The organism is Anaeromassilibacillus sp. 1001302B_160321_C8, from assembly GCF_015554745.1.
GTDB lineage: Bacteria > Bacillota > Clostridia > Oscillospirales > Acutalibacteraceae > Anaeromassilibacillus > Anaeromassilibacillus stercoravium.
In genome coordinates this window covers 139,125-150,321 of the sequence record NZ_JADNJD010000006.1, presented here as the reverse complement: position 1 = coordinate 150,321, position 11,197 = coordinate 139,125, and the positions used below count along the sequence as shown (strand labels likewise).

The 11,197-nt window shown below is 47.5% G+C and carries 11 protein-coding genes; 7 read left to right on the top strand and 4 right to left on the bottom strand.

The window, feature by feature from the left end:
- The first annotated feature begins 243 nt into the window (after nucleotides 1-243).
- The 7 genes from I2E77_RS06225 to I2E77_RS06195 all read left to right on the top strand — a co-directional run bounded on the left by I2E77_RS06225 (nucleotide 244) and on the right by I2E77_RS06195 (nucleotide 7,341).
- A complete protein-coding gene (locus tag I2E77_RS06225) occupies nucleotides 244-2,175 on the top strand; it encodes a glycosyl hydrolase family 18 protein (RefSeq protein ID WP_087235230.1) in 1,932 nt (643 codons plus the stop codon).
- 500 nt (nucleotides 2,176-2,675) lie between these two features.
- Nucleotides 2,676-3,044 carry a hypothetical protein gene (locus I2E77_RS06220; protein ID WP_195450821.1) on the top strand — a complete coding sequence of 123 codons (369 nt, stop codon included), beginning with the start codon at nucleotides 2,676-2,678 and terminating at the stop codon, nucleotides 3,042-3,044.
- 130 nt (nucleotides 3,045-3,174) lie between these two features.
- Complete coding sequence (locus I2E77_RS14165) at nucleotides 3,175-3,840, top strand: hypothetical protein (RefSeq protein ID WP_330396787.1); 666 nt, start codon at nucleotides 3,175-3,177, stop codon at nucleotides 3,838-3,840.
- A gap of 139 nt (nucleotides 3,841-3,979) precedes the next feature.
- Nucleotides 3,980-4,654 (top strand): response regulator transcription factor, encoded by a 675-nt coding sequence (locus tag I2E77_RS06210; RefSeq protein WP_087233450.1) that lies wholly within the window; start codon nucleotides 3,980-3,982, stop codon nucleotides 4,652-4,654.
- Nucleotides 4,651-5,760, top strand: a complete 1,110-nt coding sequence (locus I2E77_RS06205) for a HAMP domain-containing sensor histidine kinase (protein WP_191362821.1) — start codon at nucleotides 4,651-4,653, stop codon at nucleotides 5,758-5,760. The genes I2E77_RS06210 and I2E77_RS06205 overlap by 4 nt, the downstream gene beginning before the upstream one ends.
- Nucleotides 5,761-5,844: 84 nt before the next feature.
- Complete coding sequence (locus I2E77_RS06200; RefSeq protein ID WP_087233444.1) at nucleotides 5,845-6,234, top strand: hypothetical protein; 390 nt, start codon at nucleotides 5,845-5,847, stop codon at nucleotides 6,232-6,234.
- 408 nt (nucleotides 6,235-6,642) lie between these two features.
- A complete protein-coding gene (locus I2E77_RS06195) occupies nucleotides 6,643-7,341 on the top strand; it encodes a GTP pyrophosphokinase (protein ID WP_237966572.1) in 699 nt (232 codons plus the stop codon).
- Between the two features lie 628 nt (nucleotides 7,342-7,969).
- Here I2E77_RS06195 and I2E77_RS06190 read toward each other — a convergent pair.
- From I2E77_RS06190 to I2E77_RS06175, 4 genes are all read right to left on the bottom strand, one after another.
- Nucleotides 7,970-9,178, bottom strand: a complete 1,209-nt coding sequence (locus I2E77_RS06190) for an RtcB family protein (protein ID WP_087233441.1) — start codon at nucleotides 9,176-9,178, stop codon at nucleotides 7,970-7,972.
- 773 nt (nucleotides 9,179-9,951) lie between these two features.
- Nucleotides 9,952-10,053, bottom strand: a complete 102-nt coding sequence (locus I2E77_RS14260; protein WP_242969676.1) for a hypothetical protein — start codon at nucleotides 10,051-10,053, stop codon at nucleotides 9,952-9,954.
- Nucleotides 10,054-10,141: 88 nt separating this feature from the next.
- On the bottom strand, nucleotides 10,142-10,696 hold the full coding sequence (locus tag I2E77_RS06180) for an RNA 2'-phosphotransferase (protein WP_191448210.1): 555 nt from the start codon (nucleotides 10,694-10,696) through the stop codon (nucleotides 10,142-10,144).
- A 30-nt stretch (nucleotides 10,697-10,726) separates the two neighbouring features.
- Nucleotides 10,727-10,957 (bottom strand): hypothetical protein, encoded by a 231-nt coding sequence (locus I2E77_RS06175; RefSeq protein ID WP_087233432.1) that lies wholly within the window; start codon nucleotides 10,955-10,957, stop codon nucleotides 10,727-10,729.
- Between the last annotated feature and the right edge of the window lie 240 nt (nucleotides 10,958-11,197).

Below are 11,197 nucleotides of genomic sequence, written 5' to 3'. Positions count from 1 at the left end.
CTTCACAGACAACAAGCCCTTTCGGTTGCTTGAGCAATTTCTTCAAAAATATTGTCTAACTTTTCGGGGTCACTTCAAAAAATTGGAAGCCCCGGTTTTTTCTTAGGTACTTCAAATAGGAACAACGCCCGCCTCCGATCCACGTAAAAACTCTAAAATTCCAGCCGATGCTGTGGCGCTTCCTGGATATTTCTGAGGAATGTATCCATACTAGTAGAAACGATTTTCCAGCAGGAAGGCAAGGTGAATGCTGTGTTGACTCCAAGTATCAAGCTCGTACCCAATAGTGATGAGACATACGACCTGATTCTTGAATACAATGGAATCGATGTCGAATTCGCAGAAGAATTAGATGTACAGAAGAGCATTAAATCCCATTCCAAAACCATTACAAAATCCATCTTATCACAGGCCAAAAAGGTAAAAATCAAAAGTGTAAAGGTATTGGTTTCCGGCGTACTGGTAGCTACAGTAGCTTTTTCCTCTTTTTTATCGGCCCTTGCAACAACGGACCGGTATATCATGGGGTATCTATACCGAGGAAATGACATCCAGCAGATTGAATATGTTAATCAAACTAACAATGCACTGGACACGGTTTCTCCAAGTTACTTCAATATTCGTGAGGACGGAAGCTTAAAGTTAAATTATTTGAGTTCCTATTTCATTAAAAGTATGCACGATCGCGGGATCAAGGTAGTGCCATTTCTGAGCAACCACTGGAACCGTACCGCAGGAATCAACGCCCTACAGAACGTAGAATCGCTTTCCACGCAAATCGCGGATTACATCGAAGAGTACAATCTAGATGGCGTAAATGTGGATATTGAAAATGTCACCCACGAACAACGGGATCAATACACGGAATTTGTCCGGCTTTTGCGGGAAAAAGTCCCTGCCCATAAGGAGATTTCCGTCGCAGTTGCAGCCAATCCTAACAACTGGCAGGTTGGTTGGCATGGGTCCTACGATTATTCTGCACTTGCTGAATATGCTGACCATCTTTTGATTATGGCTTATGACGAACACTATGAAGGCAGTGAGGCAGGACCCGTTGCAAGCATTAACTTTGTGGAAAATTCTATCAAATATGCGCTCAGTAAAACGGCCCCAGACAAAATTGTTGTGGGCGTCCCCTTTTATGGCCGCGTTTGGAGTTTGGATGACAACCGGATTGTCGGCAAAGGAGCCAGCACAAAAACCATCCAGGAGATCATTCAAAATTGCGATGCAACCGTAACCTACGATGAGGCCAGCCAATCAGCTAAAGTAGAATTCACCATTACGGAATCCAGCGGCCAATATACCGTTGGCGGGGATTTTGTGCTACAGCCCGGCCGGTACGTCGCTTGGTTTGAAACCGACCAATCCTATCAGGAAAAGTTAAACCTGATTGAAAAATATAACCTCAAGGGCGCCGGGGCTTGGTCGTTGGGACAGGAAGACATCTCCATTTGGGATCATTATGAAGACTGGGTAAACGGAGATGTGGCAGACGAAGAGCTGGGGGCCGATCCTCCAATAGTGGAGCTACCTGCGCCGCCAACTGGCGATTCTACAGATTCTCCTTCGGAAGAGACGTACTCAAATGCTTGGATCAAAGCAGATCAAATCAACGTGCCAATTTATAAAAATGAAAACTTGAAGGGAAAAATCGTCGCAACGCTCTCCGGTGGTACTGCGGTTACCGTTCTGAAAGAGGCCGGCAATGGGGCTTATCAAGTGCAGCTTTCTGACGATCAAGTTGGTTATATCTCTTCGTCCTATGTCACATTTGAAAAACAAGAACCTACACCAGAACAAATTCCAGATTCTTCCACCCCATCCGTTCCCTCCTCGGAAACGTTTCTCTATGAAGTAAAAGCTGGCGATTCGCTCTGGAAACTTGCGGAACGGTATCTGGGGGACGGGAGCCGGTATCCGGAAATCATGGAACTGAACGGTCTGACCTCTACCACCATCTTTCAAGGGATGCAATTGCAAATCCCAGGAAGTTCCGAAGGAAGCCAACCAGGGGACTCCTATGTAAATTATACGGTGAAGCGAGGGGACTCATTGTGGAAGATCGCACGGGCACAGCTCGGTTCTGGAAGCCGGTATCCCGAAATTATGGAACTGAACGGTCTGACAAGCGCCACGATCTATCCGGGGCAGATCCTAAAATTGCCGAAATAGCCCCCGGCGTTCGTGGCGTTTGACCAGTCGAAAAATATCTTATCCTTTAAGAGGCAATCAAAGATTTATGAGAACTGCATATAACCTTCGGGCGTGTACCGAACGAACAACGGGGCTTCAGTTTGAAGCCCCGTTGTTTATATGAACCCAATCCCGTGTAAACAGGTGGAAAATGGCAGAGGCCGTTGATCCAGCCATCTCTTTTTGGGACCGTGCCGTTTCTGTAGACCTCCACCGCTTTCTTTAATTCTTACGGCGCCAGCTGCTTCCGCTTGCCGTGCTGGGCTACAGTTACCCTGGGGCAAACCAATCGCTACTTTAGTTTGGTCCCGCGGCCCATCATATGGCGCATTTTTTATGAAAAAGCCTCCTTTTCTTTTAGAAGAAAAAGTTTTTAATAACTCAAAAACAATTCGTAATCAATTCCCAAACATAGCGCTTTTATTATAAAGACATCAAGTGCGGGAGCACAAAATAAAGATTCGTGGAGGCTGTTTGAAATGAAGAAAAAAGATTTTATTACCCTGATCATGAGTACGGTAGGCGGTATCCTATTTGCTCTGGGAATGTGTATGGCGCTATTACCCGAATGGGGCGCAATGGTACCGGGCGTTGTCATCGGCATCATCGGCGCTGTAATCCTGCTGGTCATGATTCTTGTCCGCCGGAAGATGGATGGCAAACCCGCCATTGTTTTCAATGGGAAGGCTATTGGCACCACCCTGTTGGGTGTGTTCGGGGCCATTGTCCTTGGCGTGGGCATGTGCATGACCATGGTTTGGAGCATGATGATTCCCGGTATCATCGTTGGTATAATCGGCATCATAGCACTGCTCTGCCTCATTCCCGTGGTCAAGGGCTTGAAATAAGGAGGAAGTCTTATGACAAGATGGATTTTTTCGATCACAGCTGGCGTCACAGCATTGGCAGGACTAGCAATCGCAGGGAAGTATTTTGTTCGCAAACATAACAAATAATTCTATTAAGGAGGCATTCATTATGGCAAAATCCAAGCTGGTTCAGGCTAACGAAAAAATTGCCGAAGGCGTAGTCGGCGGATACAAAAAAATTGAAAACGGCGTTGTGGGCGGTTTTATGAAGATGGAAGAGGGAGTCGTAAACGGATTCAATAAGATCACGGATAAATTTGTCGATGAGTTCCTTACGAAAGACGGAGAGTCCGTGGAAGATGCCAAAAAGCGCCTTGCCCAGGAACAGGAAGCCAGGGAACACTCTCCAAAAGTGAAGAAGCAATCCACTCCATCCAGAAATATGGAAGATGCAATCCGTGACCGTCTTGAAAACGGCTTTAAAACCTGGAATGGCGGCTATGGCGGGTGGCTGCAATGGTGCGACACCCTGTACGAGCCGGACGCCCATTACAATGTATATGGCCACCGCATGCCCCTGCAGCAATACAAGGACATGATGGGGCAACTTTTCCAGCACTACACCATGGAGCTTGGGGCCTTCGATAATATGATTATCCGCGATGACTGGGCGGCTATCCGCTATACGGTCAAAGTCAAGAATTTGGACTCCGGAGAAGAAATCCTACAGAACACCATGGAGTTTGTCCATTTTAAAGACAATCCAGACCCCATCGGCGTCCGCGTGGTAGAAGGATGGGCGCTCTCTGACAGCCCCTTGTCTGCCCATCATTAAAACAGGACGCCCCAAACTCCGGGCCTGAGCGCACCCTGCGTTCAGGCCTTAATTTTTTGTATTTTTATAAAAAGCCCAAAACGCAAACAAAACTTTAACATCTCTATGTTATCATAAAAAACATGGGGAGGTCTGATGGATGTTTAAACTATTGGTTGTGGAAGACGACCGGGAATTGAATAAGGCTGTCTGTTCTTATTTGAATCAAAATGGCTATAAAGCGGAGGGTTGCTTGAGCGCCAACGAAGCTTATGACGCCATGTATGGAGGTACTTTATTTGATCTGATTATCTCGGACATCATGATGCCGGAAGTAGACGGGTTTGAATTTGCCAAAACCGTACGGGAGATTGACCAGGAAATCCCGATCTTATTTATGACAGCAAGGGATGACTTTGCATCCAAGCAGCGGGGCTTCAAGGCGGGGATCGACGACTATATGGTCAAACCCATCGATCTAGACGAGCTGCTCCTACGGATAGAAGCCCTTTTACGCCGGGCTAAAATCGCTACCAGCAAAAAGTTAATTGTGGGCAACCTTACCTTAGATGCGGAGGAGCATACCGCCTATCTGAACGACGAAGAGGTTCCATTGACAGTCCGGGAATTCAACCTTATTTATAAGCTGTTATCCTACCCCAAAAAGACTTTTACGCGCTCCCAGCTTATGGACGAATTTTGGGATCGTTCTTCTTCCTCCGGTCCCCGTACAGTGGATGTGTATATGACTAAGCTGCGGGATAAATTTTCTGCCTGCAACGACTTTGAGATTGTGACAGTCCACGGGCTGGGATATAAGGCGGTATTAAAATGAACGAAAAAGGAAAGCAAAACAGGAACGTCCGCTGGCTATTTGCTATCCGGCGTTATATCACGTTCTTCCTCTTGATGGCTTTTGTCATCAGCTGCTGCATGACCCTGTTCCTGAATATGATGACAAGATCAACTGGTCTATCCTTTACAAAGGAACATATTGAACAGGCTGCCAAAGTAACATTTCTAAATGTGATTGGATTGAGCCTGCTCTGCACGGTGATCGACGGCATCCGGCGAAAATTCATGGTAGACCAACCGGTACAGAAAATTGTGAAAGCAGCTGAACAGATTATGAAAGGGGACTTTTCTGTACGAATTCCACCCTTTCACACGTTTGGCTATACAAATGGTTTTGACGTTGTTGCAGATTACTTAAATCAAATGGCAAAGGAATTGTCTGGAACAGAAACCTTGCGAACCGATTTTATCGCCAACGTATCCCATGAGCTGAAGACCCCCTTAGCTGTCATACAGAACTATGGTACCATGCTCCAACAGCCAAATCTGACGGAAGAAAAGCGGATGGAATACGCCAGGGCCATCACCGATGCATCCCGCCGCCTTGCCAACCTGATTACGAATATTCTGAAACTGAACAAGTTAGAAAACCAACAGATTTATCCATCCGTAAAGACGTATGATCTAGGGGAACAACTTTGTGAATGCCTGCTTTCTTTTGAGGGCGCGTGGGAAGCAAAGGATTTAGAAATCCATGCGGATGTAGAAGAAGACATTCTGGTGGACAATGACGCTGAGTTGCTTGCCCTGGTTTGGAATAACCTATTTTCCAATGCGATTAAATTTACAGAACCTCATGGCAAGGTATCCCTTTCTTTGAAAGCCGAAGATGGCTATGCGGTTGTCCAGGTATCAGACACCGGCTGTGGTATTCCCCCGGAAATTGGAAAACATATCTTCGAGAAATTCTATCAGGGGGACACTTCCCATGCAACCCAAGGAAACGGCTTGGGGCTTGCATTGGTAAAGCGCGTCATAGAGATCATCGGCGGGGATATTTCCGTCAGCAGCGAGGTAGGAAAAGGCAGTATATTCACAGTGAAGCTGAAAAAGAAACAGGAACCTTCTAATCGGGTCCTTTCATAGGTTCCTCCCATAATAAAAATACATTACCGCTCCTTTTTAACGGATAGGAGCGTATCATTCTGCAAATTGAAAGGACGGTTTGACATGGAAAATCAAAGAGATACTTTTCACTATACCTACTCGGCAAAACAACAGGAGGAAATCCAGAATATCCGAAAAAAATATCTTCCTCCGGAACAAGGGGAGGACAAAATGGCACAGCTTCGCCGGCTAGACCAAAGTGCCACAAAAAAAGGCACAGTGCTCTCCATCATCCTTGGTATCGTAGGCTGCCTGTTTCTGGGATTAGGGATGTGTTGTAGCATGGTCTGGATGGATATCTTATTTTTCCCAGGCATCCTGATCGGAATTCTAGGAATTGCGGCTATTGCGTTTGCCTATCCGCTGTATATCCATGTTACCAAAAAAGAGCGGGAAAAGCTTGCCCCGCAGGTTCTTAAGCTGGTAGAAGAGCTTTCAACTCTGGAATCCTAAAAACAGGCTGGATGAGAGATGTTCCCTCCGTCCAGCCTCTTTTCATATGGGCACTTTCCCGGCCCCAGCACCGCTTCCATCCTCAAAAGGATACGGACAATCGCTTTTGAACCACTCTCTGGAGACTCAGTGGCCAGACAACACATACAGGAAATAGACCGTTATAAGTTGTTCCCCGACATGCCTTTCTAAAAAGCGTCCCATATTTCACAAAGAATTTATAAATACAGCGGGGAATTGTATTATAATCTTTATATACATGAAATTCGCACGTGAGGAGTGAAATCCATGGAAAAGAAGGATGTATCCACTTTTCATCCCGAGGATTTGGACCACCTGCTACAGGATGCAATGGGCGGTGTACTATCCACCGATTTGGTACCATGGGCGGATGCAACCGTCAGCCAAATGATGGCCCAAACCAAAATGCTTATGGGTACCGTTGTGGAATACAAAGAGTTGATGATGATGTATGCCTGTGCCATCAAGGAGGTACGGACAAAATTCGATGTTCTAAACACAGAATTTAAAATCCGTTACCAACGCAACCCCATCAGCTCCATCAGCACCCGCTTGAAGAGGACCGCCAGTATTACGGACAAGTTGGAGCGGCAAAATTTCCCGTTTTCTTTAGAGAGCATCGAAAAGAATGTAAACGATGTCGCTGGTATTCGGGTGATCTGTTCGTATATCGATGATATTTATACCATTGCAGAGGCATTTTTACGCCAGGATGATGTAACGCTCATTGCCCAAAAGGATTATATTGCCCATCCAAAACCCAACGGTTACCGCAGCTTACATCTTATTATTAGCATCCCCGTCTTTTTTGCAGATCGAAAGAAAGACATGAAAGTAGAGGTCCAGATCCGGACCATTGCTATGGATTTTTGGGCCAGCCTAGAACATCAGCTGAAATACAAACAAGAAATCCCGAACCAACCAGAAATCATATCGCAGCTCAAGGAGTGCGCTGAAATAATCAATGCTACAGATGAAAAAATGTTGGATATCCGGCATCAGATTGAAGAGATAGCAGACGCACCGACCGAAGAAGATATCCTATTGGAAAAACTCAGCAAGCTCGACTTAGCTGTTGATGTATAAGCTGTCACTCTATAGCGGGCAAAGTGGTCAATGAACATCTTTCTTTGCGATATGCTGTTTTTGGAACAAGGCAAAATAGGCACAGAGAACGGCAAAGCGTGGGTGGAATCCCTAACTTCATAAAATTTATTCACAACTGACAAAACAGGCACCCCAGTTAGAAGGCTGGGGCGCCTGTTCCTTTTTGTTAGGCAAAAAACAGCATTTCCCCCAGGCTATCACACAAAATAGCGGTCTGCTTAAAACACAGGGAAACAACGAATCGTTCAACAGGATGGGACTTGGTGCTCTTCTAACATAGCGCCAGAGGCGTCCAGCCCGGTTTGTCGGTATAGTCGGGTGGTTGATTGCCTCTCTTTCCAGTGGACGTAGGGCGCTTGCACCGGTTGCGCAAGGGCAACCAGGAGCTGTTTGCTCCAGTCCGTCACTCCTTTCTGAATCTCTGCCAGAGACGCCTTTTCTTTATTGTCAATCTATTCCCCATTTGGTGTGATCTTGTGAAAGGTATATCCATTTCCCTCTGCCCACTGCTTAGTAACGGTTTTCCAGTTGTGTGCGTAACACCGAGTTAGGGTACCCGCACAGATGTCAAGTCCTATGATATCTTCCCTTCCTCCTGCTTTATCCATTAATCCTCATCCCCGGCCTTAAAGTTATAAATAGGCCGGATGATTTTCGTCACCTCCGCTGTGGGGCCGATGTTTCCCAGAATATCCTCCATTCCCTTATAGGCCATAGGGCATTCATCTAAAGTGGCTTTACTCACCGAGGTGGTATAGATCTCTGCCATCTGCTTTTTGAATGCAGACACGGTAAAAGACTGCTTGGCCATCGCCCGGCTCATGAGCCGTCCTGCACCGTGGGGGGCCGAGCAGTTCCAGTCCTCGTTCCCCTTTCCCACGCAAAGGAGGCTCCCGTCCCGCATGTTGATAGGGATTAGCAGCTGTTCGCCCGCTTTGGCGGAAACAGCCCCTTTCCGCAGAATCATGTTCTCGGTGTCGATGTAATTGTGGATGGTGGTGAATTGTTCCTCCACATGGAGCTTCATGCCTTTTACAATCTCGTCCACCATAGCCTGTCGGTTGAGCATGGCGAACTGTTGGACGATCTTCATGTCATGGATATACTGGTCAAAGAGTTCTCCCGATACATACGCCAGTGCTTTGGGGATATTGGTCTGTTTAAGATTTTTTCGCTTCTTCAGCTCTTTTTGGATCTCTTTTCCCCGGCCTTCCGCCTTCATCTGCGCGATGAGAGCCTCGATGGAGGCGTCGTCGGTGCGGTTGAGGATCTTGTAGCCCGCTTCCTGATAGTAACTAGCCACCTCCACCCCCAAGTGGCGGCTACCAGAATGAACCACCAGATAGAGGTTCCCTGCATCATCCTTATCCACCTCAATAAAATGGTTGCCGCCCCCTAAAGTACCGATGCTTTTTTCTGCCCGAAGGCGGTCCACATGCTGGATACAGTATAACTCACCCAAATCGATCTGGCTAAGGTAGCGGTGCGCCTTGTCTCGGATGGAGAAGCCGGAGGGGATTTTCTCATAGATCAACTTGTCCAGCTTTTGTAGCTCGATGTGATCCTCCCGAATCCGGGTGGTCTCCATACCGCATCCGATGTCCACTCCCACCAGATTTGGAACGACCTTGTCGGCAATAGTCATCGTGGTGCCAATCGTACAGCCTGCCCCTGCGTGAATATCTGGCATCAGACGGATACGGCTGCCCGCTGTGAATTCCTGGTTGCACAACTCTTGCACTTGAGCGATAGATGTGCTGTCCACTATATCTGTAAAAATTTTTGCCTCGTTGTATTTCCCTTTAATTTGAATCATAATTTCCTCTCTATTGTTTTCCTCTGGGTCAATAACTCATCATATTCTCATACAGCAATTTATATCACTCTGCATTTATTTCAAATGGAAGAGAACAGCCGCCAAACTTCTCCCTACCATCTTCGTGGGCCGCTCCCCTGCCTAGATCCAGGGGCGAAAGGGCCTTTTCCTGAAAAGCTGTCCACAGTTCTGCCGCTATCTTCCCGCCCAACAGGATATGGCCAAAAGCATTCCTTCTCCGGGGCATGTCAAGGCGCGCGTCTAGCGCTCCATTCTTCCTCACAATCGTACGCGATCGTCTAGACTTCGCCGGAACGCCATCCAGCAACTTTTTGCCTAGGGAATCCATCAAATAAACCAGCGCCTTTGTGGCACAGTAATCGCTGCCACCGGACGATGGCCATTTTCTCCTCTACGCTGATCCTCATATGTCCAGATAGATGGATAGGAAATCCAAACTCTCGCCTCTTTTCCATTACGCCTTGTTCACCAGGTTCCGTCCCTTGCAGCCTTTTTTGAACAATAAAAGAAAGGTGGGCACCTGCCTCCACCAGGAAACCGTGGCGCCGGTTATTGTACAATGGAATGATCCGCCTACTGGGATACTGGACTATCCCCGTCTTTCGCGATATCTACATCCTTAACATGATTTTAAGATCTTTCCCCGGACGCATATTCGCCCATGCAAACATCCAGCACCTCACGGGGCAACTAGACCAAGGCGTTTTCGTACGGGCATTTCCATTGAATGTCTCGGCCCATCCGTCCGTTTATTACACCATCTCCCGTTTTGCCCTGTCCTGGATGGGGTTGTTATTCTCCAGAATATAGGAGGCCAAATTGTAGGCGTGATTTATCACCCTGTTGCGAGCCATATCATCATAGCGATGCGGAAAATCTGGCGAAAAAAGGGCGTGCATTCCAACGGTTGCATCCCATTGCCATAAGCTATGCATAGGGTGTTCACCTCTCTAATCTTCTCAGATATGGAACTGGAACCGTTTTCGTCAGCCACACGCCATTGGCAGACAAGTAAAAGATATACCCATCCCGGTGCATTTTTCCGGCCTCCACCTGGTAGATGACCGGCTCCCCATGCCGGCGGCCCACCGCTTCCGCTGTTTCCGCATTGCTGGAGAGATGCACATACAAGCGGCTCTTTGGGCGCAGCCCCTGTGCCTCGATGGAAGCAGCAAACCGTTCAGCAGTCCCGTGGAACAGTGTTTCCGGCGGTTCGGCTGTGGGAAGCTCCACATCCACCGGGATAGAATGGCCCTGATTCGCACGGATCATTGTCCTGTCTGCATTAAAGGAATACCGCTGCTTTCCATCCGTCCTCACGATTTCCTCTAGAACGCCCCGGTCAATGGCGTACTTCCTGCCGATGCCCGCTAGAAGTGCGTCTACATTTGCCCAGCCGTGTGCATCCAATTCAATCCCGATGGCCTCCGGTTTATGCCGTAAAATTAAACTCATATATTTGCTGATCCTAGTGAGATCCAATACAGGTTTTTTCATGGTTAATCCTCCAAGTTTATCTATGAGATCCTACACGCTTCTTCTGCACAGCCCTTCCAGTTTCAACGCCTGCGCTTCACAAGTTCCACTTTGGTCCGCGGGCGGACTTTTCCGGATCTTGGCCCAACCGCTGCGCCAATAATAGCTCTGGGTCACCAGGTCGCATTCACCGAACATGCTACCCTGAACCATCAGCCAGCCCAGCAGCTGTGCGCGATCCTCTTCCTGACCAGTGAGTTCCTTCGCCGCAAATTTCCGCATTATCTCTTCCTAGGTCTCGCAGTCGGCAACCGTTCTTTGGCCACATTCTGGGCACGGGTCCTGGTGCTCTTATTCTCAATATCTACGGCCTCCATCTCTCGTCCTATCCATTTTCCATAGAAGAGGCTCACCGTCTGGTTTAGCATTCGTCCCCTAGAACCTTATCGTCTATAAGGGTACCTTCCATGCCGTCTATCACTGTAGCCTTCTAAATGTTGTATGCAGCGACCTTCTTTATCA

What these genes read in the sequence shown, in the direction of transcription:
- I2E77_RS06200 (WP_087233444.1), top strand. Translation starts at nt 5,845, where the DNA reads ATGGAAAATCAAAGAGATACTTTTCACTATACCTACTCGGCAAAACAA.
- I2E77_RS06195 (WP_237966572.1), top strand. Translation starts at nt 6,643, where the DNA reads ATGATGGCCCAAACCAAAATGCTTATGGGTACCGTTGTGGAATACAAA.
- I2E77_RS14260 (WP_242969676.1), bottom strand. Translation starts at nt 10,053, where the DNA reads ATGGCTCGCAACAGGGTGATAAATCACGCCTACAATTTGGCCTCCTAT.
- I2E77_RS06190 (WP_087233441.1), bottom strand. Translation starts at nt 9,178, where the DNA reads ATGATTCAAATTAAAGGGAAATACAACGAGGCAAAAATTTTTACAGAT.
- I2E77_RS06210 (WP_087233450.1), top strand. Translation starts at nt 3,980, where the DNA reads ATGTTTAAACTATTGGTTGTGGAAGACGACCGGGAATTGAATAAGGCT.
- I2E77_RS06180 (WP_191448210.1), bottom strand. Translation starts at nt 10,696, where the DNA reads ATGAAAAAACCTGTATTGGATCTCACTAGGATCAGCAAATATATGAGT.
- I2E77_RS06220 (WP_195450821.1), top strand. Translation starts at nt 2,676, where the DNA reads ATGAAGAAAAAAGATTTTATTACCCTGATCATGAGTACGGTAGGCGGT.
- I2E77_RS14165 (WP_330396787.1), top strand. Translation starts at nt 3,175, where the DNA reads ATGGCAAAATCCAAGCTGGTTCAGGCTAACGAAAAAATTGCCGAAGGC.
- I2E77_RS06205 (WP_191362821.1), top strand. Translation starts at nt 4,651, where the DNA reads ATGAACGAAAAAGGAAAGCAAAACAGGAACGTCCGCTGGCTATTTGCT.
- I2E77_RS06175 (WP_087233432.1), bottom strand. Translation starts at nt 10,957, where the DNA reads ATGCGGAAATTTGCGGCGAAGGAACTCACTGGTCAGGAAGAGGATCGC.